The following is a 23,083-nucleotide window of genomic DNA, read 5'->3' as shown; positions in this document are numbered from 1 at the left end:
GACGGTCGATCGCGTCGGCGAACGGTTCGACGAACGGTCGCGCCGCCCGGCCATGCGGGTGCCGGAGGGGCGCATGAGCGTGTCGCAGCCGCGAGGGACGCCCCGCGCCTCCTTTCCTGATGGTGCGTAAATACGACCACAACGCCCACAGTGGGGTGAATGGATGCTCGCACGCAGTAGACAGGTGGCCCTGGTCCTCACCGTCGTCCTCGCCGCAGGCGCCGCCTGCCAGGCCCGCGACCACGAACCGCCGCGGCCCGGCCGCCCGGCCCCGGCCGCCGAGCCCCGCGGCTTCACCCTGGTCGCCTCCGGCGACGTCCTGCCGCACGACTCGATCATCGACAGGGCCCGCTTCGACGCCGGCGGCACCGGCTACGACTTCCGGCCGATGCTGTCCGGGATCCGCCCCGTCGTCTCCCGCGCCGACATCGCCCTGTGCCACCTGGAGACGGTCCACGGCGAGAACGGCGACCACACCGGCCACCCGTCCTCCCACTCCCCGCCCGAGGTGGCCGCAGCCCTCGCCGCCACCGGCTACGACGGTTGCTCCACCGCCTCCCACCACAGCCCGGACGACGGCGCCGACGGCATCCGGCGCACCCTGGACGCCCTCGACCGGGCAGGTGTGCGGCACGCCGGCTCGGCCCGCTCCGAGCAGGAGGCGCGCACGGTGACCGTCCTGCGGGCCGGTGACGCGGAGGTCGCCCACCTCGCCTACGGCTACGACACCGACGGCCCGCCGACGCCGCCCGGGCAGCCCTGGGCCGTCGGCGTCATCGACGAGGCGAAGATCATCGAGGACGCCCGGGCCGCCCGGGCCGCCGGCGCCGACGTGGTCGTCGTCTCGATGCACTGGGGCACCGCATGGCAGGACGCCCCCGACGAACGGCAGTTGCTCCTCGCCCGGAGCCTCACCGCGGCCCGCAGCGGCGGCCTTCCCGCCGTCGACCTGATCCTCGGCACCCACGCCCACGTCCCGCAGGCCTACGAGAAGGTCAACGGCACCTGGGTGGTCTACGGCATGGGCAACCAGGTCGCCGGCGAGATGACCGGCCCCGACGGCACCCCCGACCCGCGCGGCAACCAGTCCACCCTCGGCCGCTTCACCTTCACCCCGCCGGCACGGGCGGGCGGCCGCTGGGAGGTCGCCGAGGCGGAGTTCGTCCCGCAGCTCTTCGACATCGACGCCGGGCGCGTGGTGAACCTCAACCGGGCACTCGCCCAGGGCGCCGACGTCCGCACCGTCCGCGACCGCATCCGGGACGTCGCCCTCAGCCGCGGCGCCGCGAAGGACGGGCTGGTCATGGGGGAGTAGGACCCGCCGGCCCGCCCTGGGAACCGTCCGTGCCGTCCGTCCGGCGGCCCGTGTCCGCCGCCGCCCTCGCCAGCTCGGAACGCCGGTAGGAGTAGCCGAAGTAGATCACCAGCCCCAGGGCCAGCCAGACGGCGAACCGCACCCAGGTCTGCCACTGCAGGAACGTGATCAGCCAGATCGAGAACACGATGCCCAGCGCCGGCACGAACGGCATCCACGGCGTGCGGAACGTGCGCGGCAGATCCGGCTGCCGGTACCGCAGCACGATCACCGCCGCGCACACCACCACGAACGCCAGCAGGATCCCGATGTTGGTCAGCTCGGCCGCCTCGCCGATCGGCAGGAACCCGGCGATGGCGGCCGAGGCGACCCCGACGATCCAGGTGACGCGCGTGGGCACGTGGCGCTCGGGATGCGTCTTCGCGAACCACTTCGGCAGCAGCCCGTCCCGGGACATCGAGAACCAGACCCGGGTGACGCCGAGCATGAACGTGAACATGACCGTCAGGATGCCGATGATCGCGCCCACCGCGATGACGTCGGCCAGTCCGCTCAGCCCGACCGACTTGAACGCCGTGGAGAAGCCGCTCTCCGGGTCGATGTCCTGGTAGTTCTGCATGCCGGTCAGCACCAGGCACGCCGCCACGTAGAGCACCATCGAGATCACCAGCGAGTAGATGATCGCCTTCGGCATGTGGCGCTGCGCGTCCTTGGACTCCTCCGCGGCCGTCGACATCGCGTCGTAGCCGAACACCGCGAAGAACACCGTCGCCGCACCCGTGAACGCCCCGCCCACCCCGTACGGGAAGAACGGGTCGTAGTTGGCCGTGTCGATGTGGAAGACGCCGACCCCGATCACCAGCAGGACGACCAGGACCTTCAGCACCACCACGACCGTCTCGAACCGGGCGGCGTTCCTGATGCCGAGGGTGAGCAGGTAGGCGATCAGCAGGCACAGCAGCGCCGCGAACAGGTCGACCCGGTGCCCGTCACCGGTCCCGGGCGCCCCCAGCATCCAGGCGGGCAGGTCGGCTCCCATCTCGCCCACCAGGAAGCTGAAGTAGCCGGAGATGCCGATGGCGACCACCGCCACGATCGCCGTGTACTCCAGCAGCAGGTCCCACCCGATGAACCAGCCCGCCAGCTCACCCAGCACCGCGTAGCCGTAGGTGTAGGCGGAGCCGGCCTTCGGGATGAGCCCGGCGAACTCCGCGTAGGACAGGGCGGCCGCCGCGCTGGCCACACCCGCGATGAGGAAGGACACCAGCACGGCGGGGCCCGCCGTGCCGTTGGCCACCGTGCCGGCCAGCGTGAAGATGCCCGCGCCGATGATCCCGCCGACGCCGATGGCGGTCAGCTGCCACAGCCCCAGGGACCGCTCCAGCCGCGGTCCGCTGCCGGCTTCCGTCTCCTCGATCCGCTCGATCGGTTTGCGGCGGAGAATTCCTTCACCCATCCGGATCCCGGCCATGCGCCTCACCTCTTCGCGAGTGGCAATCGGCTGACGGCGGATCATGATGGCCGAGGCGAGAGCCCGAAGGAAGACACCACGCACGGGCGGACCCGGCGGGACGTCCTACGGCACCACGGTCACCGGCCAGCGTCCCGCCTTCACCAGGCGGACCGCCACCGAGCCCACGATGCGGTGTCCCGCCTGCTCCGAGGCGCCCACCACCACGGCGTCCGCCTTCAGCTCGTCGGCCGCCTTCACCAGGCCGTTGAACGGGTCCCCGCGGAACGTGTGGAACTCCCAGCGGACCTCGAATATCCCCTTGACCCGCTCGGCGGCCTCACGGATCTGCGCCACCAGCTCCTCGGCGATCTCGTCGGTCGTGTCCGCCACCGGCGCCCCGAACGCGGCCCCCGCCGCCAGCACCGGCTGCACGTACACCACGGCGAGCAGCGCGTTCTGCCGCCGTGCCAGGCCACCGGCGTAGGCGGCGGCCCTGAGGGAGGAGTCGGAGCCGTCCACCCCGACGACGATCACCTTCGGGCCGTCCGTGCCCCGCTCGAACCGGGAGGAGTGCTGCTGTTCCGTCACGGGGCGAGGCTATCGAAGGGCGCACCCGGCACCGGCGGGCGGGAGCCGCACCAGCGCCGCGCGGAGCTCCCGCCGAGGACCGGACCCCGTCGCGGGCCGCTCCCGGCGGTCGCCGTCCGCGCCCGACGGCCGGGCCCCGCTCTCGGCGGGCGAGGTCGCCCGGGTGTTCCTACAGTCGAAAGCATGAGCGTCATCGCGGACACCGGGACGGCCGAGGACACCGCAGGTCCGATACGCCCGCCCCACCGGGCCCACGGTTTCCTGAGCCGGGTGCCCCAGGGCTTCGCGGTCTGCCTCGGCGCGCTCGGCCTGCTGTGCGCCCTGCTCGCTCTCGTCCCGCCGCTGCGCACCGCGCTGCGCCCCCTCGTGCGCTTCCTGGACCTGCTGCTCGTCCCGGTCAGCGCCAACCTCGCCTACGCGGTCTTCCTCTTCCTGCTCGCCGCCGCCACCGGGGCGCGCAAGAAGATCGCCTGGTGGCTGGTCGTCGTCTACCTCGGCCTGCTCGTCCTCACCGACGTCCTCGGCATGGCCGTCGGCGAGTTCGCCGAGTCCGTCCCCTCCTTCGTGGTGTGCGGCCTGGCCCTGGTCCTGCTGATCGTCGCCCGCCGGGAGTTCTACGCCGCCTCCCGCCGCGCCGCCGTCCGCCGGGCCCTGGCCGTCCTGGTCGCCGGCCTCGTGGTGGCGATCCTCGTCGGCTGGGGCCTGGTCGAGGCGTTCCCCGGCACGCTGCCCAGTGGCCAGCGGCTGGCGTGGGCCGCGAACCGCGTCTGCGGCGGACTCGTCCCCGCCGGGAGCTTCGACGGCCGCCCGCCGCACGCCCTGTACTTCCTCCTCGGCCTCTTCGGCGCGCTGGCCCTGCTCAACGCCGCGGCCACCCTGTTCCGCTCCCAGCGGCTGGAGGCCGCCCTGCACGACGACGAGGAGGCCCGCATCCGCGCCCTCCTCGGCCGCTACGGCGACCAGGACTCCCTCGGCTACTTCGCCACCCGCCGCGACAAGGCCGTCGTCTTCTCACCCAGCGGCAAGGCCGCCGTCACCTACCGCGTCGAGGCCGGCGTGTGCCTCGCCAGCGGCGACCCGGTCGGCGACCGGGAGGCCTGGCCGCACGCGATCGCGGCCTGGCAGGAGGTGGCCCGCCGCCACGCCTGGGTCCCGGCCGTCATGGGCGCCTCCGAGGAAGGCGCCCGGGCCTTCGTCCGCGCCGGGCTCGGCGCGCTGCAACTCGGTGACGAGGCGATCCTGCACGTCCTCGACTTCGACCTAGACGGCCGCGACATGCGCGTCACCCGCCAGGCCGTCCACCGCGTCCGCCGCCTCGGCGTGACCTGCCGCGTCCGCCGCCACTCCACCCTCGGCGAGGAGGAGATGAGCCGGCTCGTGGAACGGGCCGACGCCTGGCGCGACACCGAGACCGAACGCGGCTTCTCCATGGCCCTGGACCGCCTCGGCGACCCCGCCGACGGGGAGTGCCTGCTCGCCGAGGCGCTGGACGAGCACGGGCGCCTCCTCGCCATCCAGTCCTTCGTGCCCTGGGGCCGGGACGGCGTCTCCCTGGACCTGATGCGCCGTGACCGGGAGGCCCCCAACGGCGTGATGGAGTTCATGGTCGCCGAACTGTGCGCCGCCGCGCCCAAACTGGGCGTGCGCAAGATCTCCCTGAACTTCGCCGTGTTCCGCTCGGTGTTCGAGGAGGGCGCCCGCATCGGGGCCGGGCCGGTCCTGCGCCTGTGGCGCAGACTGCTGCTGTTCTTCTCCAAGTGGTGGCAGCTGGAGGCCCTGTACCGCTCCAACGCCAAGTACCGCCCCGAGTGGTACCCCCGCTTCCTCTGCTACGCGGAGGCCGCCTCCCTCGCCAGGGTCGGCCTCGCCTCCGGCATCGCCGAGGGGTTCGTCTCCGTACCGTCGATGCGCAAGCTGTGGGGGAAGGGGCACCCGAAGAAGAACGGACAGCGGCCCGCCACGACCGAAGGGCTGCCGTCGCTGGCGGCGCTCGGTCTCGACGGAGGGGACGGGACCGGGCCCGCCGACCCTCGATCGGCCCTGCCCGACCAGGTGCGCGTCCGGCACCGCAAGCTCGACCGGCTGCGCGCCGACGGCACCGACCCCTACCCGGTTCAGATTCCGGCCCGCACCCACACCCTCGCCGAGGTGGAACCGGGCCAGGACGTCACCGTCGCCGGGCGCGTCATGCTCGTCCGCGACTTCGGCGGCATCGTCTTCGCGGTCCTGCGCGACTGGTCGGGCGACCACCAGCTCGCCCTCACCCGCGACCGCTCCGGCCCCGCACTGGACCGCTTCACCGCCGACACCGACATCGGCGACCACATCACCGCCACCGGCCACGCCGGCCACAGCGACACGGGCGAACCGACCGTGTTCGTCACCTCCTGGCAGCTCACCGGCAAGTGCCTGCGCCCGCTGCCCGACAAGCGCCGGGGCCTGGCCGACCCCGAGGCCAAGGTCCGCCTGCGCTACCTCGACCTCGCCGCCAGCCCCGCCGCCCGCGACGTCGTCCGCGCCCGCTCCACCGCCGTCCAGGCCGTGCGCCAGGGCCTGCTGGCCCGCGGCTACCTGGAGGTCGAGACGCCGGTGCTCCAGCAGATCCACGGCGGCGCCAACGCCCGGCCCTTCACCACCCACATCAACGCCTACGACCTCGACCTCTACCTGCGCATCGCCCCCGAGCTGTACCTCAAGCGGCTGTGCGTGGGCGGCGTGGAGAAGGTCTTCGAGATGGGCCGCACCTTCCGCAACGAGGGCACGGACTACAAGCACAACCCCGAGTTCACGATCCTGGAGGCCTACCAGGCGTACGCCGACTACGACGTGATGCTCGACCTCGTGCGGGAGCTGATCCAGGAGGCCGCCACCGCCGCCTTCGGCAGGCCCGTCGCCCGCAAGGACGGCCAGGAGTACGACATCTCCGGCCAGTGGCCCGTCAAGACCGTCTACGGCGCCGTCAGCGAGGCCCTCGGCGAGGAGATCCACCCCGGCACCGGCATCGACACCCTCAAGCGCCTGTGCGACGGCGCCGGCGTGCCCTACGTCGCCGACGACGGCCACGGCGACATCGTCCTGGAGATGTACGAGCGGCTGGTGGAGGAGCGGACCGGGCTGCCCACCTTCTACAAGGACTTCCCCACCGACGTCTCCCCGCTGACCCGGCAGCACCGCACCGACCCGCGCCTGGCCGAGCGCTGGGACCTCGTCGCCTTCGGCACCGAACTGGGCACCGCCTACTCGGAACTCACCGACCCGGTCGAGCAGCGCCGCCGCCTCACCGCCCAGTCGCTGCTCGCCGCCGGGGGAGACCCCGAGGCCATGGAGCTCGACGAGGACTTCCTCGACGCCCTGGAGTACGCGATGCCGCCCACCGGCGGACTCGGCATCGGCGTCGACCGGCTGGTCATGTTCCTCACCGGGCTCACCATCCGCGAGACCCTGCCCTTCCCCCTGGTGCGCCGCCGCTGACCCGACTGCGTGGGCCGCGCGGGTGAAACCGTGCCGCCACACCGGTGTTGCGCAGGTGCGTCGGCCTTCGGCCGGGCGACTGATGAGTCATGAAGAAGGATCAGTTGCTCTCCCGGCTGCTCACCCGGCGCCGGGCGTTGATCGCGGGCGCCGGAGCCGTGGGAGCGGCCGCCACCGCCGGGGTGTTCACGGCGGTCACCGGGGGCCCGCCCACCGGCCCCGCCCCGGCCGCCGGCCCCCCGGCCCGCCGCCCCCCGAACTCCTCCGCGTACCGCCTGCAACCGTTGACCGGCTACGGCCCGCCGCGCGCCGCGCCCCGGCGGACCCTGGTACGCCGCGCACCGATGCTGCGCGTGTCCGGACGCGGGCGCACCATGGTGCTGACCTTCGACGACGGCCCCGACCCGCGCTACACCCCCCACATCCTGGACACCCTGGCCGAGTACGACGTGCGCGCGATGTTCTTCGTGTGCGGCGAGATGGCCGTGGACAACAAGAAGCTGCTCGCGCGGATGAGCGACGAGGGGCACGTGGTCGGCAACCACACCTGGTCCCACCCCCTGCTGACCCGCCTCACCCGCCGGCAGATCCGCTCCGAGATGGAACGCACCAGCGACGTCGTCGCGGACGTCTGCGGGGAACGCCCCGAGTGGTTCCGCGCCCCCTACGGCGCCTGGAACCGCGCCGCCTTCCAACTCGGCGCCGAACTCGGCATGGAACCCCTCGCCTGGACCGTCGACACCCTCGACTGGACCACCCCGGGCACCCCCTCCATCGTCGAGCGCGTCGAGAAAGGCGCCGCCCCCGGTGTCGTGGTGCTCTCCCACGACGCCGGGGGCGACCGTACGCAGAGTGTCCGCGCCCTGCGGCGCTACCTGCCCGAACTGCTGGACTCCGGCTACCACGTCACCGTGCCCCGGCGGCAGTACGCCTAGCACCAGGGGCCTTCGCCCGCCCGGCCGGGTGCGCTCAGCGCACCTCGACCATGCGGGCGAAGGCCACGACGTTGCCCGCGTAGCCGTCCTGCTCGGTGAAACCGCCCCCGCAGGTGATGACCCGCAGTTCGGCCGCGCCCTTGGAACCGTAGACGCGGTCACCGGGGAAGTCGTCCTTGGCGAACACCTCGACGCCGTAGATCTCGAACACGGCCGTCCTGCCGTCCTGCCGGGCGATCTCGACGCGGTTGCCCTGCTTCAGGGCGCCCAGCCCGTAGAACACGGCCGGGCCCTGCTGGTTGTCGACGTGGCCGACGACGACCGCCGTGCCCTTCTCGCCCGGGGTGACGGCGCCGGTGAACCAGCCGGCCAGGTTCGGGTCCTCCGGCGGGGGCGCGCCGACCCAGCCGTCGGGGTCCAGGCCCACCGGGATGATCGGCGCGTCGACCTGGATCGCCGGGATGCCGACCCGGGCCGGGACGGAGTGGGGCAGGGGCCTGACCGTTCCGGCGAAGGTGTCGCCGGGCACCCGGGTGTCGGCGGCGGCCGCCGTGGCCGGCTGCGGCGGCCCCTCGTCGAACTCTCCCGAACCATTCCGAATGAGCGCGAGGCCGGTGAGCAGAACAAGCGCTATCACGCCCCACGGGGCGCGCTTCTTCCGCCGGGCCTCCTCTTCCGCCGCGGCCAGCTCGGACGCAGACATGGGCCATCCCCTCTCGACGCGGCCGTCGCCGGGTCAATCGCGCATATCAGCACGCTAAGCGCGGTGCCGGAAACCGGCGACGGGGCGGCGGCGAACGGGTGGCCGCAGCGCCGTCCGGGCGGGACGTCACACCGAGGTGCGCCATCCGAGTTGCCGCGCGGAGACATTTTCTGACGGGTCGTGACCTGCGGCGATGTGCGGTCGCACGCGCATCCGGCCGCGCCCTCGCTCACCAGGACGGACCACTCCCGACATGCGGCTCGGGGCAGGGCGACTGACTGTCTTCCTGGGAGGCGCTTTCTCGCCGATCCACCGGGGAACGGGCCCCGGGGCGTCTTCCGCGGAGGTTCAGATGCGTAACACTCGTGCCCTGGCGGTGGCCGGCGCGGCGGTGACCGCCCTCGGTCTGTCGGCTCCCGCGGCCATGGCCTGGGACACCCCCAGCAACATCAGCGTCCAGCCCGGAGTCGTCGCCCGCGGCGGTCAGCTGACCATCACCGTCGACGGCTGCCGCAACGGCGGTACGGCGACGTCCAACGCGTTCGCGCCGACCCGTCTGTCGCCCGTCCAGGGGGGCAAGGGCAACGAGGGCGGCCGGGGCGGCGGCTTCGGAAACGACAACGACCGGAGCGGCGCCGGCGGCGACGGCGGCGGCAACGGGGGCGGCAACTTCGGCGGCAACGGCGGCAACTTCGGCGGTGGCAACGGCGGTGGCAACGGCGGTGGCGGCAACGGGGGCGGCAACGGCGGAGACAACTTCGGCGGCAACGGCGGCAACGGCGGCAACGGCGGCAACGGCGGCAAGGGAGGCGGCAACGGCGGTGGCGACGGGACCGCTCGGGGCACCGCCGTCATCAACAGCAACGCCCGCCCCGGCTCGTACGACATCACCGTCACCTGCAACGGCAGGACGCTGACCCGGCCGCAGGCCTTCACCGTGATCGGCGGTGTCCGCGGCGGCCTCGGCGGCAGCACCACCACCGGGGCCACCCCGACCGACATGGCCATCGGCGGCGGCCTCGTGGCCGCGGCGGTCGTCGGCGGCGGTGTGTTCTGGATGCGCCGCCGGGCCGAACGGCACATCTGACGCCTCGCCGAACGCTCGCGTCACGCGGCGCGCACGTGCACGGTCGTCGCCCCGGGGCCCCCCTCGCCGGAAGGCCCCGGGGCGACGATCTGCGCGGCACGGGCGCGTCAGCCCGCGTCCTCGTCCGTGCGGCGGCGCGAGAAGTGGTAGGCGGCTCCGAGCGATCCGGCGATGAGCACCGCGCCCAGGCCGAGGTTCTTCACGTCGAACCCGGCGATGGTGCCGCCCTCACCCGCGTGCACACCCTTCGGGTGGCGGGGGTGGTGGGTGGGATGGTGCGTCGGGTGGCCCCCGGCGATCGTCAGGCGTGCCGTCCCGCTCGACTCGTCGCAGACGAACTCCACGTCGTAGACGGCGCCGGGCTTGGCGTCCCGGTCGACGACGGCCCTCGCCCGCGACTCGTGCCGCGGGATGGTCACCAGGTCGAAGACCGGCGAGTTGACCGCCGCCTCCCCCCGGCAGGCGTGGTTGCGTTCGACGTACACCGTGACGCGGTCACCCGGCTCGACCGTCGAGGGTTCCACGCCGAAGCGGAAGTCGGGACGCATGGCCGCGTCTGCGGGAGCCATGCAGGAAGTCAGGGCGCCGGCGCCCAGGAGTACGGCCGCAGCGACGGGTATCGCGCGCATGGTGTTCCCTCCGGGTCCTCGGGGCGCAGCCGCGGACCTGTTCCGCTCACGTCACACCTGCACCTCGATGCCCGAAACGCTAGGAAAAGGCGCACAGGTGCGCGATCCCGGTAGTGCGAACGGGGGAACGGTGTGGGCCGCCCGGGGGAACGGCACGCGTACGGCCGGGGGACGGCGACGGCGTGTCGCGTGTTCCCCGGCCGCTGCCCGTGGTGGGGGAGGAGCCGTCAGCCCCCGGCCCCCGGGAAGAGGTTGAGGAAGGGGTCGGCCGAGGCCGCGACCCCCCTGCTGTACGGGCTGTCGAAGTCCCAGATCAGGAACAGCAGAAAGGCGATCAGCGCCGAGAACAGACCGGCGAGGATCAGCTCGCGCGCCGTTCTGCGGATCTGCAGGACGAAGACCATCCCGATGGTGACGACCGCTCCCGCGATCAGCCCGAACCACACCACGCCCGGCATGGTCTCCCCGGTCGACTCCGCGCGGGCGATGCGGGCCTGGCTGGCCGCCGTCACCTGGTCGACGAGCGGCTGGTAGGCCTGGGCCTCGAAGTCCGTCGCCGGCTCGTAGTCCGTGACGTCCTGGCGGATCCGCGCGAACAGCTCGTCGCCGCGCTCGGTGACCTCGCCCCGGTCGGCCATGGCGTCCCACTCGGTGGTGACGACGTGGCCGACATAGGCCTGGATGTCCTCCCGGATGCGGTCGCGTTCGCCGGCCGGGTAGACCCGCACGCGCTCCGAGACCTCGTGCAGCGCGGTCGCCTCGGCCTGGACGTGGTCCTGGGCGGCGCTGCGGCCCTCCCACACACCGGCGATCGCCAGACCAAGGACGATGGCGTAGACCACGCCGATCCACATCGTCATGTACTCGATGACGTCCGGGGTCTCGCTGGGGTCCTCGTCCTCGGAGGCCCTGCGGTGCCGGACGAGGGTGATGACGACCACCACGGCACCGGCGGCCAGCATCGCGAGGGTGAGAACAAGCCATTCCGGCAAGGGGTGCCTCCAGGGTTCGGGATCAGCGCGCGCGCAGCGCGGCGACGGCGACCACCGCGGGCACCGTGACGAGCAGGACGAAGGTGAGCGGCGACATGGCGCCGTTCGCGGGTCTGGGCCGCGGCGGGGCCGCGCGGTACCGCGGATAGTGCACCGGCGCCGCGGACGGGGCCGGTGCGGGGCTGGCCGACGGGGCCGGCGCCGGGGGGGCGGGTGGCGGGGGCACCGGTCGCGGGGCCGGGCGGGGCGGGGGCGCCTCCGGGCGGGGCGCGGGCGGTGGTGGCGGCTTCGGCTCCGCCGGGGGCTTCGGGGGCGGAGGGAGTGGCGCCGGGGGCGGCTTCGGCGAGGGCGGCGGGTCCGGGCTCGGCGTGGGCGCCGGTTCCGGTGGAGGAGGCGTGGGCGTCGGTTCGCAGGTGGGCGGGGGAGGGGGAGGGGGAGGCGGGGGCGGGGTGGGTGTGGGGCACGTCCAGGTCGTGCCGCCGGCGATCGCCACCGCCTCGATGCCGTCCGGTCCCGTCGAGGCGTACGCGCAGGCGTCGGCCTCCGCCACGCCGGCCGGCGCGCCCACGAGCGTCCAGGTCAGCGTCGCCACCGCCAAGGCCCGTGCGGCGAGGGCGGGTTGGTTCGAGAGGGATCCATGCACGACGAAGATCATGAGCCCTGTGCCGCCGTGACGCGCCGGGGCGCAAGGGTATTGCCCCGAAAGGGGGATCTCCCCGAGGCAACGGGTTGATCCACCATCGCCCGTGCGGGGTCAGGTGCGTACTGCTGTACGAGACGGGCCGGGTGCGGGCGGCGCGCGCACGGGGCTTGCCGCGGACCCGGGGGCCCCGGGCTCCCGGTTTCTGCGGGAGGCACACGGACCGGCGTTTGACGTCGTCGCTCGGGGTCTTCGGCGAGGCCGCGGAAAGAATTTCGGCTCGCCGTTGAACACTCCGGCCGCCCCCGTGCGTATTCATGGCCGTGCGGCGGCGCAGCAGGGCGCTGCAACACCCTTGCGATATTGGGGAGTTGACGATGAAGACCTCCTGGCGGAGCGCCTCTCTCGTGGCGAGCGCCGCGGCGGTCCTGGCGCTGACGACGGCGTGCGGTCAGGACAGCCCACCGGCGGCCAGCCAGAACGTGGGCGCCACGGCCGCGCCCGGTGGCTACGGAAACGTCGGCGCCGGCGGCAGCGCGAGCCCCCAGCCCGCGGCGCCGAGCCCGTCCGGCCTGTCCAACCCCGCGGGCAAGTTGTCGGTCTCCACCGCCGACGAGATCGGCAAGGTCGTCACCGACAGCCTCGGCCTCACCCTGTACCGCTTCGATCAGGACGCCGACAAGCCGCCCAAGTCGAACTGCGACGGCGACTGCGCCAAGACGTGGCCGCCCGTCCCGGCGGACGACGCCGAGGCCGGCGAGGGCATCGCCAAGTCGCTGCTCGGCTCGGTCACCCGCGCCGACGGCACCAAGCAGCTCACGGTCGGCGGCTGGCCCGCCTACCGCTACGCCAAGGACGTCAACGCCGGGGACGTCAAGGGCCAGGGCGTCGGCGGCAAGTGGTACGCCCTCGCCCCCGACGGCAAGAAGGCGCAGGGCGGCGGAGCCGGCGGCGCCGGCGCCGGCGATCTGGCCGGCCTGTCCACCCGCAAGGACGCCGAGCTCGGCGAGATCGTCGTCGACAAGAACGGCATGACCGTCTACCGGTTCATGAAGGACGAGGCCTGGCCCAAGCCCGTGTCGAACTGCGAGGGCGCGTGCCTGGAGAAGTGGCCGCTCGTGGAGCCCGTCGACTTCGCCGACACCAAGGGCATCCAGAAGAAGGGCTACATGATCTTCGACCGGGCCGACGGCAAGGGCGAGCAGCAGACGATCAACTGCTCCCCGATCTACACCTTCGCCGGGGACAAGGCGCCCGGCGACACCAACGGGCAGGGCGTGGGCGGCACCTGGTACGCCGTCCGGCCCGACGGAAAGCCGGTCGGCGCCCCGGCGAAGTAGCGAAACCTCCCCAGGGTTGCTCGTCGTCCACCCGGAGCGCCGACCCGGTCCGCCTCTCCGTACCCCACGGAGAGGCGGGCCGTTTCGCTGTGCCCCACCGCGGCCCGCCGGATTCCCGGCCGGAACGCCGCCGGCGGGGTGAACGCTCCGGAACCCGCCGGGCACGCATCGTCATATGTTCATGGGGCATGCGGACGGGTATCAATGCGGCACGCGCCGCAGGCAGTGACCGGGAACGGATGGTCAATTTCCGTTTCGGGTCGCTCCATTGGCGGGCGATCAGTAGCCTCTGCTCGAACACCGGATCGCCTACGCCTTGGAGAGATAGATGGAGCGTCCCGCCTGGGCCCCGCGGAGCATCGACATCTCGGTGCCCAGCGTGTCCCGGATGTACGACTACTACCTGGGCGGATCGCACAACTTCGAGGTCGACCGGGAAGCGGCCCGCAGGGCCATGGAGTTCATGCCGGGCCTCCCCAAGATCATGCAGGCGAACCGGGCGTTCATGCGCCGCGCCGTGCGCTTCGCGGCCGCCGAGGGCATCACCCAGTTCCTGGACGTCGGCTCCGGCATCCCCACCTTCGGCAACGTGCACGAGGTGGCCCAGGCCGCCCGCCCCGGCGCGCGCGTGGTGTACGTCGACCACGACCCGGTGGCCGTGGCCCACAGCCAGGCCGTCCTCGCCGGCAACGACGACGCGGGCGTCGTCGCCGCGGACCTCCTCAAGCCGCAGGAGATCCTGCGCAGCGCCGAGGTGGAGCGGCTGATCGACCTGAATCGGCCAGTGGCGCTCCTCCTCGTTGCCATACTGCACTTCGTGGAGGACGAGGACGACCCGTACGGGGCGGTGCGCGAACTGACCGAGGCGCTCGCGCCCGGCAGCATGCTCCTGCTCACCCACGCCTCCTACGAGGGGATCCCGCTGCCGCCGGAGCGGGCCGGGGGCGCGGTGGACGTGTACGAGGACATCCGCAACCCGCTGATCATGCGCTCGCGCGAGGAGATCGCGCGGTTCTTCGAGGGGTACGACATGGTGGAACCCGGACTGGTGGCGATGCCGCGCTGGCGGCCCGACACCGCACCGGAGGACGAGGATCCGTACGCGTTCTCCGGGTTCGCGGGCGTGGGGCGTACGGCGTGACCGCGGAACCGGACGGGCCGGAGGACAGACTCCGCCGGTTCGCGACGATCTGGAGCCGGGCGGTCTTCCCGGTCACCTCGACGTCGTCGACCCGCACCGAGTTCGAGGCGCAACTGCTGCCGCTGGCACGGCGGTTGAGCGAGGGCCTGCGGGCCCGGGCGTTCGACGCGGAGGCGGGCCGGCAGGTCGGCGCCGACCTCGTGCACGCGCACTGCACCGACCCCGAGGCGCTCAGCCGCACCCTGGACTGCGTGGACGCCTACCTCGTCCTGTACTGCGGCGGCGACGGCGACCAGGAGGACCTGCGGGCCCGGTGCTCCCGGCTGCAGCACGCCATGGCGGCCGGATTCGCGCGGGCCCTGCGCGAACGGACCCTGGCCGAGCAGGAGTCCATCGCCCGGGCGGCCCTCCAGGCGCAGGGCGTGGTGGCGCAGGCCCTGCACGCCAGCGAGGCACGCTTCCGCGCCGTCTTCGAGGGCGCCGCCATAGGCATCGGCATCGCCGACCTCGACGGGAACATGCTCCAGGTCAACGGCGCGCTGCTGCGCATGTTCGGCGTCTCCGAGAACGCCCTGCGCACCCGCAACGTCCGGGAGTGGACCCACCCCGACGACGCCCCGCAGACCTGGCGGCTGTACGAGGAACTGGTCCGCGGGGAACGGGAGCACTACCACCTGGAGAAGGCGTTCTACCGCCCCGACGGCACGGTGCTGTGGACCAACCTGACGGTCTCCCTGCTGCGCGACGCCGACGGCAGCCCGCAGTACCAGCTCGCCCTCATGGAGGACACCACCGAGCGGCGGCTGCTCAACCTGCGGCTGCGCTACGAGGCGACCCACGACGCGCTGACCGGGCTGCCCAACCGCACCTTCTTCTTCGAGCGCCTGGAGAAGGCACTGGCCGCCGGGGAAGGCCAGCGCTTCGGCCTGTGCTACCTCGACCTGGACGGCTTCAAGACCGTCAACGACAGCCTCGGGCACGCCGCGGGCGACCGGCTGCTGGTGGAGGTCGCCGACCGGCTGCAGTCCTGCGTGACCGCCCCCGGCGAGATGGTCGCCCGGCTCGGCGGCGACGAGTTCGTGGCCCTCACCACCGGCCCCGGCACCCAGCAGGAGGTCGACGAGCTCGCGGGGCGCATCATGAACGCGCTCCTCGCGCCGATCAGCGTCGACGGCCGGGAGCTGACCGTGCGGGGCAGCATCGGCGTCGTCGAGGGGCCGGCCGGCGAGCGCAGCCCGGCGGAGGTGCTGCGCAGCGCGGACATCACCATGTACCGGGCCAAGTCGGCGGGCGGCAACCGCTGGGAGCTGGCCGACCCGGAGGCCGACGCCCGCGTCATCACCCGGCACGGGCTGACCACGGCACTGCCGACGGCGCTGGAGCGCGGCGAGTTCTTCATCGAGTACCAGCCGCTGGTCCACCTCGGCGACGGCAGCGTGCGCGGCGCGGAGGCGCTGGTGCGCTGGCTGCACCCGCAGCACGGGGTGCTCGGGCCGGACCGGTTCATCCCGCTCGCCGAGCACACCGGGCTGATCGTGCCGCTGGGGCGCTGGGTGCTGGAGCAGTCGGTGCGGCAGGCGCGCGAGTGGCGGGAACTGCACGGCGGCGAGGACGCCGGGCCGCTGCGGATCAACGTGAACCTCTCGCCGTGCCAGCTGACGCACCCGGCGCTGGTGCAGGACACCGTCGACATCCTGGAGCGCACCGGTGTCGCGCCGGACGCGCTGTGCCTGGAGGTCACCGAGTCGGCGCTCATCGGGGCGGACGACGATCTGCTCAAGCCGCTGAGGCGGCTGGCGGAGATGGGCGTCGACATCGCCCTGGACGACTTCGGGACGGGCTACTCCAACCTCGCCAACCTCCGCCGTCTGCCGGTCAGCATCCTGAAGCTCGACCGGTCCTTCACGCAGAGCATGCAGCAGTTCCCCGCGGACCCCGTCGACCTCAAGATCGTCGAGGGGATCGTCTCGCTGGCGCACAGCCTGGACCTCGCGGTGACGGTGGAGGGCGTGGAGACGGGAGCGCAGGCCGAGCAGCTCCGCGTCCTCGGCTGCGACACGGCCCAGGGCTGGTACTACGCCCGCCCGGGCCCGCCGGAGCGGCTGCACGAACTGGCCTTGGTCGACGCGACGGGGTGACGCGCGGCGGGGGGGGCGGGGAACTGCACCCGCGGCCACCGCGGTGCCGCCCCCCGGGCGAAGTGCGATCCGTCGGCGCGGCGGCCGTGTCCCGGTTCGCCGGGCGGGCGGCGCCCGGCTGCGGGTCAGCGTTCCAGGAGCATGCGCTGCAGTTCCCGGGCGGCCCGGGGCGGAGCCACATCGCTGCGGTGGGCGAGCGCGATCGTCCGGTGCAGGCCGGGGCGGGCCAGGGGGGTGACCCTGAGACCGCCCCCGGAGCGGGCCGCCACCATCCGGGGCACCACGGCGACACCGAGCCCGGCCCGGACGAAGCCCAGCACCGCGTCCATCTCACCGCCCTCCACGGCGAGGTCCGGCTCGAAGCCCTCGGCGCGGCACGCGGCCACGGTCAGCTCGCGCAGGTCGTAGCCGTGCCGGAACATCACCAGGCGTTCCCCCTCCAGGTCGGCGATGCGCACGGTGCGCCGGCCGCGCGCGGGCCCGGGCACGTCCGGTGAGGAGACCACCACCAGGTCCTCGCGCAGCAGCTCGACCGTGGTCAGCGCGGGCGAGGGCGTCGGCAGGGGCAGCACGATCAGCGCGAGGTCCAGCGCGCCCCGGGCCAGCTCGCGCACCAGGTCGTGCGAGCCGCCCTCCTCGATCAGCAGCCGGATGCCGGGGTAGCGGTCGTGGAAGGCCCGCAGCACGTCCGGGAGCAGCCCCGTGCACAGGCTCGGCGTGGCCCCGAGCCGGACCCGGCCCCGCCGCAGCTGCACCAGCTCCTGCACCTCGTGCCGGGCGGTGTCCGCGTCGGCGAGGATGCGCCGGGCCAGGGGCAGCAGCGCCTCACCGGCGTCGGTGAGCGTGATGTTGCCCCGCGCCCGCAGGAACAGGTCCGCGCCCAGCTCCCGCTCCAGCGCCTTGATCTGCTGCGACAGCGAGGGCTGCGCGACATGGACCAGATCGGCGGCGCGCGTGAAGTGCCGGGTCTCGGCGACGGCCACGAAATACTGGAGCTGCTGGAACTGCATGCACCCAGCATAGACGGGTGATAGTCCCCTCCTATCGAAACCAGCCGGACCATGTCTTGGACCGATCCGGGTGCGCCCGCCTAACGTGCCTTCCATGGCACTGGCAACGCGGACGGGCCGTCGGCCGTCCTTCGCACGCACCGTGTGGGACTCCACCGTCGGCAAGAAGACCGTGATGGCGGTCAGCGGCCTGATCATGCTGCTGTACCTGGTCGCCCACATGATCGGAAACCTGAAGATCTTCTTCGGGGCCGGCGAGTTCGACCACTACGCCCACTGGCTGCGCACCGTCGGCGAACCGTTCATGCACTACGAGTGGACGCTCTGGCTGATCCGCGTCGTCCTCGTCGCCGCCGTCGTGGCCCACGCGGTCTGCGCGTACCAGCTCAGCCGCCGCGACATCAGGGCCCGGCCGAACAAGTACGTGCACAGGAAGCCGCGGGCCTCCTACGCCACCCGCACCATGCGGTGGGGCGGGATCATCCTCGGGCTGTTCATCGTCTGGCACCTGCTGGACCTGACGACCGGCACGGTGCACCCCGGCTTCCGGCCCGGCCACCCGTACCAGAACGTCGTGGACACCTTCTCCACCTGGTACGGCAACGTCATCTACATCGTCGCGATGCTCGCGCTCGGCCTGCACATCCGGCACGGCTTCTGGAGCGCCGCACAGACCCTCGGTGCCGGCAGCCGCACCCGCGACCGCGTCCTGAAGACGGCTGCCGACGTCCTCGCACTGCTGCTCACGGCCGGGTTCATCGCCGTCCCCGTGGGCGTCATGACCGGAGTGGTGAGCTGAAGATGCCTTCCTACGCCGACTACACGACCGGCGAGCCGGTCACCGACACCAAGGCCCCGTCCGGTCCCGTCCACGAGCGCTGGGACAAGCGCCGCTTCGAGGCCAAGCTGGTCAACCCGGCCAACCGGCGCAAGCACACCGTGATCGTCGTGGGCACCGGCCTCGCCGGCGGCTCCGCCGGGGCCACCCTCGCCGAACAGGGCTACCACGTCGTCCAGTTCTGCTACCAGGACTCGCCCCGCCGCGCCCACTCCATCGCCGCGCAGGGCGGCATCAACGCCGCGAAGAACTACCGCAACGACGGCGACTCGGTCCACCGGCTGTTCTACGACACCGTCAAGGGCGGCGACTTCCGCGCCCGCGAGTCCAACGTGCACCGGCTCGCCCAGATCTCCGTCGAGATCATCGACCAGTGCGTCGCGCAGGGCGTGCCCTTCGCCCGCGAGTACGGCGGACTGCTCGACACCCGGTCCTTCGGCGGCGTGCAGGTCTCGCGCACCTTCTACGCCCGCGGCCAGACGGGTCAGCAGCTCCTCCTCGGCGCCTACCAGGCCCTCAGCCGGCAGATCGCCGCGGGCAACGTCGAGATGCACCCGCGCACCGAGATGCTCGACCTGATCGTCGTCGACGGGCGGGCGCGCGGCATCGTGGCCCGCGACCTGATCACCGGGAAGATCGGCACCTACTTCGCGGACGCGGTGGTGCTGGCCTCCGGCGGCTACGGCAACGTCTTCTACCTGTCGACGAACGCCATGAACTCCAACGCCACCGCCGTCTGGCGGGCCCACCGGCGCGGCGCGTACTTCGCCAACCCCTGCTTCACGCAGATCCACCCCACCTGCATCCCGCGCACCGGCGACCACCAGTCCAAGCTGACGCTGATGAGCGAGTCGCTGCGCAACGACGGACGCATCTGGGTGCCGAAGGCCAAGGGCGACGACCGGCCCCCGGCCGAGATCCCCGAGGACGAACGCGACTACTACCTGGAGCGCATCTACCCCTCCTTCGGCAACCTCGTGCCGCGCGACATCGCCTCCCGCGCCGCGAAGAACGTCTGCGACGAGGGACGCGGCGTCGGCCCCGGCGGGCAGGGCGTCTACCTCGACTTCGCCGACGCGATCGCACGGATGGGCCGCAAGGCCGTCGAGGCCAAGTACGGCAACCTCTTCGACATGTACCAGCGGATCACCGACGAGGACCCGTACCGCGTGCCCATGCGGATCTACCCGGCCGTGCACTACACGATGGGCGGACTGTGGGTCGACTACGACCTGCAGACCACGATCCCCGGGCTGTTCGCGGTCGGTGAGGCCAACTTCTCCGACCACGGGGCCAACCGGCTCGGCGCCTCCGCCCTGATGCAGGGCCTGGCCGACGGCTACTTCGTGCTGCCGGCGACCATCAACGACTACCTGGCCCGCAACCCCCACCGCGCCGCGGTCGGCGACGACCACCCCGTCGTCGAGGAGGTGCTGGCCGAGACCCAGGACCGGCTCAACCTGCTGCTGTCCGTGGACGGCGACCGCACCCCCGACTCCTTCCACCGCGAACTGGGCGAACTCATGTGGGAGTTCTGCGGCATGGCCCGCAGCGACGCGGGCCTGCGCAAGGCCCTGGAGCGCATCCCGCAGATCCGCGAGGAGTTCTGGCGGCGCATCAAGGTCCCCGGCACCGACGAGGAGTTCAACCAGTCCCTGGAGAAGGCCAACCGCATCGTCGACTACCTGGAACTGGCCGAGCTGATGTGCCTCGACGCCCTGCACCGCGCGGAGTCCTGCGGCGGCCACTTCCGCGAGGAGTCGCAGACGCCGGACGGCGAGGCCGCCCGCCGGGACGAGGAGTTCGCCTACGCGGCCGCCTGGGAGTTCACCGGCACCGGCGAGGCGCCGGTCCTGCACAAGGAAGACCTGGTCTTCGAGTACGTCCACCCCACCCAGCGGAGCTACGCATGAAGCTCACCCTGCGCGTCTGGCGGCAGAAGAACGCCGGCGCCGACGGCGCGATGTCCACGTACGAGGTGGACGGGATCTCCCCCGACATGTCCTTCCTGGAGATGCTCGACACGCTCAACGAGGAACTCATCGTCAAGGGCGAGGACCCCGTCGCCTTCGACCACGACTGCCGCGAGGGCATTTGCGGCGCCTGCTCGCTCGTCATCAACGGCGACGCGCACGGACCCGAGCGGACCACCACCTGCCAGCTGCACATGCGGTCCTTCCAGGACGGCGACACCATCGACATCGAGCCGTGGCGGGCGTCCGCCTTCCCGGTGATCAAGGACCTGGTCGTGGACCGGTCGGCCTTCGACCGGATTATCCAGGCCGGCGGGTACATCACCGCGCCGACCGGTTCGGCACCCGAGGCGCACGCCACACCCGTGCCCAAGCCCGACGCCGACTTCGCCTTCGAGCACGCCGAGTGCATCGGGTGCGGGGCGTGCGTGGCGGCGTGCCCCAACGGCGCGGCCATGCTGTTCACCTCGGCCAAGATCAACCATCTGAACGTGCTGCCGCAGGGGGCGCCCGAGCGGGAGACGCGGGTGCTGGACATGGTGGAGCAGATGGACGCGGAGGGCTTCGGCGGGTGCACCCTCGCCGGGGAGTGCGCCACCGCCTGCCCCAAGGGCATCCCGCTGATGTCGATCACCAGCATGAACAAGGAGTGGCTGCGCGCCGCCCGCAAGGCGGAGCGGTAGCGCGCGGCAGGTGAACGTTCGCCGGTGAGTGCGGACGGGCGGGACCGGGAGAGGTGCTCATCCCGGTCCCGTCTCGTATGCGCGCGCCGGTGTCACGGGCCGGGGTCGGACAGCAGCGGACCCAGCGGGCCGAGGTCCAGGTTCAGGTCGCTGCGCCGCAGGCCGTGCCGCGCGCACAGCTCGTCCATCCGCTCGTCCAGCAGCATCAGCGCGGTACCGAGGCGGTCCTCCTGCTCGGCACTGAGCGTCCCCTCGTCGAAACGGCGTACCGCCTGGCGCTCCATGAGCTGCCGCAGCAGTTCCACCACGGTCAGGACCAGGGCCGCCAGGTCGTCGGTGACGCGCTCCGGGTCGAGGTCCAGCGTGTGGGCGCGCGGCGCGGTCACAGGGGCCCGCTGTCCGGCCACGGTGCGGGCACCCGGTCGCTCACCGAGGCCAGCAGGGCGTGCAGCGAGATCCTCACCAACGGCACGTCGGCGACGGCCAGGACGAGGTCACCGCTGACCACGACCCCGGTCGCCAGCACCCGGTCGAGCAGGTCGACCAGCGGCACCCCGGCCGGCGCGCACGGCTCGGCCCCGTCCCAGGGGACGGCCGCCCGTCCGGGACCGGCCACCGGGACGCTCACCCCGGCACCTCCTGCCCTGCCTCGCACGCGCCCTCGTCCGCCCGGGCGAAGGAGTACGGGATCCACGGCCCCGAGACCGTGACCTCCACGGCCGGGTGGTGGACCCGGGCCAGTGCCCCGACGGATTCGACGAACGCCTCGCGCCGTGCCTCGTCCACCAGGTAGGCCGCGTTGAGCACCTGCGGGACGCTCCGGCCGGTCAACTGCTCGCTCTGCGGCCGGTGCCGGGTCGCGGCGACGGCGTACCGCCGCAGCTCCCGGTCGACGGCGTGGGCCCGCGCCAGGGCATCCTCGCGCCCCTCGCGCTCGGTGCGCCGCCGGGCGCTCGCGCGGCGCAGGTACGACCGTCCGTCGGCCGGCCCGTCCCCGGCGGCTGCGGCCGCCGGCGCGGCCGCCGGACCGTGCACCTTCACCGCCCACTCGGTGCGGTCGCGCAGCCGGTCCAGCAGGACGCGCAAGGACGCCTCCCGGGCGGCCACCGCCCGTACCGCCTTGCCGTCGTCGAGGTAGAGCGTCGCCATCGGCAGCGGCACGGCGCTGCCCGCGCTCGCCGCCACCCGCACGCCCCGGTGGTGGGCGCGGGCGCAGCGCTCGAGTTCGTCGGGCCGGTTGAGCCGCTCCGCCAGCGCCTCCTCGGTGAAGGCCGCCGCGGGGACGTCCTGCACGAGGAGGTGGAGCGGACCCGCCCGCAGGACGCGCAGCGGGCCGCCCCCCTCGTGGCCCGGCGTCGCGGCGCGCACCTCCTCCGCCACGGGGGTGTCCGTCACGGCGAAGACACAGGTGACGGTGGGGCCCGGCACACCCGGACGCGCCGGGGCCGTGCGGGCGGCGGCAACGCTGCTCATCGGATCGCCTCCGCGGTCTCGGGGCCGGCCTCTTCCAGGGCCGCCAGACGGGCGCGCAGATGCGCGTTCTCCTCGGTCAGTGCGTCCCGCGCCGCGCGGGAGGACAGCGCCGGGTCCGTCTCCCACCAGTCGATGCCCGCCTTCTTGGCCGTCTCGACCGAGGCGATGAACAGGCGCAGACGGATGGTGAGGAGTTCGATGTCCAGCAGCTCGATCTTGATGTCGCCCGCGATGACGATGCCCTTGTCCAGCACGCGCTCCAGCAGGTCCGCCAGGCTTCCGCCGGGTGGCCCGGCCGGCTGCGGTTCCGCGCCCCCGGGCCAGGTGCCGAGGCCGGTCATGTCCCGCCCCCGCCGTGCTGGTGGCCCGGCGGGACGTCCCGGGCGCCGGCCCGCGCCTCCGGCCCGGCGCACGCCGGGGACGGCGGAGGATGACCGGCGTACCGGACGGGGCTGCCGAGGCGGGCGAGCAGCCGCTCCTCCTCCGCCTCGAAGGCGGCCTCGTCGATCTCACCGGCCTCCAGGGCCCGGTCGAGTTCCGCCAGGCGGGCGTGGACCGCACGCGGGTCGGTGCTCAGGCGTTCGGCCTCCTGGAGCAGGTGGTCGGCGACCCACAGCGTGCCGCGCACCGGGGCCAGCGGCAGCAGCAGCAGTCCGCTCACGAGTCCCATCGCG

General features: G+C 73.0%; 22 protein-coding genes and 1 pseudogene. 11 read left to right on the top strand and 12 right to left on the bottom strand.

The window, feature by feature from the left end:
- Window positions 1-163: 163 nt before the first annotated feature.
- Window positions 164-1,315 carry a CapA family protein gene (locus ACFYWG_RS04350; protein ID WP_385416969.1) on the top strand — a complete coding sequence of 384 codons (1,152 nt, stop codon included), beginning with the start codon at window positions 164-166 and terminating at the stop codon, window positions 1,313-1,315.
- On the opposite strand, the gene ACFYWG_RS04345 is transcribed toward ACFYWG_RS04350, so the two are convergent.
- The gene (locus tag ACFYWG_RS04345; RefSeq protein ID WP_383500610.1) at window positions 1,302-2,786 is read right to left on the bottom strand and encodes an amino acid permease; all 1,485 of its coding nucleotides are present in this window, start codon (window positions 2,784-2,786) and stop codon (window positions 1,302-1,304) included. The two genes, ACFYWG_RS04350 and ACFYWG_RS04345, sit on opposite strands and share 14 nt — an antisense overlap.
- 105 nt (window positions 2,787-2,891) lie before the next feature.
- Window positions 2,892-3,356, bottom strand: coding sequence for a universal stress protein (locus ACFYWG_RS04340; RefSeq protein WP_376324830.1), 465 nt, complete (start codon window positions 3,354-3,356; stop codon window positions 2,892-2,894).
- Between the two features lie 183 nt (window positions 3,357-3,539).
- Between ACFYWG_RS04340 and lysX the strand changes: the two genes are divergently transcribed.
- Together lysX and ACFYWG_RS04330 are read left to right on the top strand one after the other, a co-directional pair.
- On the top strand, window positions 3,540-6,827 hold the full coding sequence (lysX, locus tag ACFYWG_RS04335; RefSeq protein WP_389199191.1) for a bifunctional lysylphosphatidylglycerol synthetase/lysine--tRNA ligase LysX: 3,288 nt from the start codon (window positions 3,540-3,542) through the stop codon (window positions 6,825-6,827).
- An 89-nt stretch (window positions 6,828-6,916) separates the two neighbouring features.
- Complete coding sequence (locus ACFYWG_RS04330; protein WP_385416978.1) at window positions 6,917-7,762, top strand: polysaccharide deacetylase family protein; 846 nt, start codon at window positions 6,917-6,919, stop codon at window positions 7,760-7,762.
- 34 nt (window positions 7,763-7,796) lie between these two features.
- Here the strand turns inward: ACFYWG_RS04330 and ACFYWG_RS04325 are convergent, their stop codons facing one another.
- Entirely contained in the window at window positions 7,797-8,465 is a 669-nt protein-coding gene (locus tag ACFYWG_RS04325) for a class F sortase (protein WP_376324837.1), read from the bottom strand.
- Between the two features lie 832 nt (window positions 8,466-9,297).
- Here ACFYWG_RS04325 and ACFYWG_RS04320 point away from each other — a divergent pair.
- Window positions 9,298-9,552: pseudogene (locus ACFYWG_RS04320) on the top strand (hypothetical protein); the annotation flags it as partial.
- Between the two features lie 107 nt (window positions 9,553-9,659).
- Here ACFYWG_RS04320 and ACFYWG_RS04315 read toward each other — a convergent pair.
- The 3 genes from ACFYWG_RS04315 to ACFYWG_RS04305 all read right to left on the bottom strand — a co-directional run bounded on the left by ACFYWG_RS04315 (window position 9,660) and on the right by ACFYWG_RS04305 (window position 11,327).
- Entirely contained in the window at window positions 9,660-10,181 is a 522-nt protein-coding gene (locus ACFYWG_RS04315; RefSeq protein ID WP_383500600.1) for a hypothetical protein, read from the bottom strand.
- A gap of 227 nt (window positions 10,182-10,408) precedes the next feature.
- Window positions 10,409-11,173 (bottom strand): DUF4239 domain-containing protein, encoded by a 765-nt coding sequence (locus tag ACFYWG_RS04310; RefSeq protein WP_376324843.1) that lies wholly within the window; start codon window positions 11,171-11,173, stop codon window positions 10,409-10,411.
- A gap of 22 nt (window positions 11,174-11,195) precedes the next feature.
- Complete coding sequence (locus ACFYWG_RS04305) at window positions 11,196-11,327, bottom strand: hypothetical protein (protein ID WP_333936356.1); 132 nt, start codon at window positions 11,325-11,327, stop codon at window positions 11,196-11,198.
- Between the two features lie 295 nt (window positions 11,328-11,622).
- On the opposite strand from ACFYWG_RS04305, the gene ACFYWG_RS04300 reads away from it, so the two are divergent.
- The 4 genes from ACFYWG_RS04300 to ACFYWG_RS04285 all read left to right on the top strand — a co-directional run bounded on the left by ACFYWG_RS04300 (window position 11,623) and on the right by ACFYWG_RS04285 (window position 16,432).
- Entirely contained in the window at window positions 11,623-11,847 is a 225-nt protein-coding gene (locus tag ACFYWG_RS04300; RefSeq protein WP_383500595.1) for a hypothetical protein, read from the top strand.
- A 343-nt stretch (window positions 11,848-12,190) separates the two neighbouring features.
- Window positions 12,191-13,153 (top strand): SCO0930 family lipoprotein, encoded by a 963-nt coding sequence (locus tag ACFYWG_RS04295; RefSeq protein WP_383500592.1) that lies wholly within the window; start codon window positions 12,191-12,193, stop codon window positions 13,151-13,153.
- 328 nt (window positions 13,154-13,481) lie between these two features.
- The gene (locus ACFYWG_RS04290) at window positions 13,482-14,294 is read left to right on the top strand and encodes an SAM-dependent methyltransferase (RefSeq protein ID WP_383500589.1); all 813 of its coding nucleotides are present in this window, start codon (window positions 13,482-13,484) and stop codon (window positions 14,292-14,294) included.
- A complete protein-coding gene (locus ACFYWG_RS04285; RefSeq protein ID WP_383500586.1) occupies window positions 14,291-16,432 on the top strand; it encodes a putative bifunctional diguanylate cyclase/phosphodiesterase in 2,142 nt (713 codons plus the stop codon). The genes ACFYWG_RS04290 and ACFYWG_RS04285 overlap by 4 nt, the downstream gene beginning before the upstream one ends.
- 125 nt (window positions 16,433-16,557) lie before the next feature.
- On the opposite strand, the gene ACFYWG_RS04280 is transcribed toward ACFYWG_RS04285, so the two are convergent.
- Entirely contained in the window at window positions 16,558-17,442 is an 885-nt protein-coding gene (locus ACFYWG_RS04280; protein WP_389199185.1) for a LysR family transcriptional regulator, read from the bottom strand.
- A gap of 94 nt (window positions 17,443-17,536) precedes the next feature.
- On the opposite strand from ACFYWG_RS04280, the gene ACFYWG_RS04275 reads away from it, so the two are divergent.
- The 3 genes from ACFYWG_RS04275 to ACFYWG_RS04265 are packed head-to-tail and all read left to right on the top strand — an operon-like array spanning window position 17,537 to window position 20,936.
- A complete protein-coding gene (locus ACFYWG_RS04275; RefSeq protein WP_389199183.1) occupies window positions 17,537-18,241 on the top strand; it encodes a succinate dehydrogenase in 705 nt (234 codons plus the stop codon).
- Between the two features lie 2 nt (window positions 18,242-18,243).
- Entirely contained in the window at window positions 18,244-20,193 is a 1,950-nt protein-coding gene (locus tag ACFYWG_RS04270) for a fumarate reductase/succinate dehydrogenase flavoprotein subunit (protein ID WP_389199181.1), read from the top strand.
- Complete coding sequence (locus ACFYWG_RS04265) at window positions 20,190-20,936, top strand: succinate dehydrogenase/fumarate reductase iron-sulfur subunit (RefSeq protein WP_383500576.1); 747 nt, start codon at window positions 20,190-20,192, stop codon at window positions 20,934-20,936. The genes ACFYWG_RS04270 and ACFYWG_RS04265 overlap by 4 nt, the downstream gene beginning before the upstream one ends.
- 92 nt (window positions 20,937-21,028) lie before the next feature.
- On the opposite strand, the gene ACFYWG_RS04260 is transcribed toward ACFYWG_RS04265, so the two are convergent.
- From ACFYWG_RS04260 to ACFYWG_RS04240, 5 genes are read right to left on the bottom strand one after another with little or no spacing between them, the layout of a single operon-like run.
- Window positions 21,029-21,322, bottom strand: a complete 294-nt coding sequence (locus ACFYWG_RS04260; RefSeq protein ID WP_383500573.1) for a gas vesicle protein K — start codon at window positions 21,320-21,322, stop codon at window positions 21,029-21,031.
- Window positions 21,319-21,564 (bottom strand): gas vesicle protein, encoded by a 246-nt coding sequence (locus ACFYWG_RS04255; protein ID WP_389199178.1) that lies wholly within the window; start codon window positions 21,562-21,564, stop codon window positions 21,319-21,321. Before ACFYWG_RS04255 ends, ACFYWG_RS04260 begins: the two co-directional genes overlap by 4 nt.
- On the bottom strand, window positions 21,561-22,409 hold the full coding sequence (locus tag ACFYWG_RS04250; RefSeq protein ID WP_389199176.1) for a GvpL/GvpF family gas vesicle protein: 849 nt from the start codon (window positions 22,407-22,409) through the stop codon (window positions 21,561-21,563). The genes ACFYWG_RS04255 and ACFYWG_RS04250 overlap by 4 nt, the downstream gene beginning before the upstream one ends.
- Complete coding sequence (locus ACFYWG_RS04245) at window positions 22,406-22,750, bottom strand: gas vesicle protein (RefSeq protein ID WP_383500567.1); 345 nt, start codon at window positions 22,748-22,750, stop codon at window positions 22,406-22,408. Before ACFYWG_RS04245 ends, ACFYWG_RS04250 begins: the two co-directional genes overlap by 4 nt.
- The gene (locus tag ACFYWG_RS04240) at window positions 22,747-23,079 is read right to left on the bottom strand and encodes a gas vesicle protein GvpG (RefSeq protein WP_383500564.1); all 333 of its coding nucleotides are present in this window, start codon (window positions 23,077-23,079) and stop codon (window positions 22,747-22,749) included. The genes ACFYWG_RS04245 and ACFYWG_RS04240 overlap by 4 nt, the downstream gene beginning before the upstream one ends.
- Window positions 23,080-23,083: the final 4 nt, after the last annotated feature.

Origin of the sequence: Streptomyces sp. NPDC003456, assembly GCF_042878735.1 — a bacterium.
Taxonomy (GTDB): domain Bacteria; phylum Actinomycetota; class Actinomycetes; order Streptomycetales; family Streptomycetaceae; genus Streptomyces.
The sequence above is the reverse complement of the archived record's forward strand: the minus strand, read 5'-3'. Positions and strand labels throughout refer to the sequence as shown.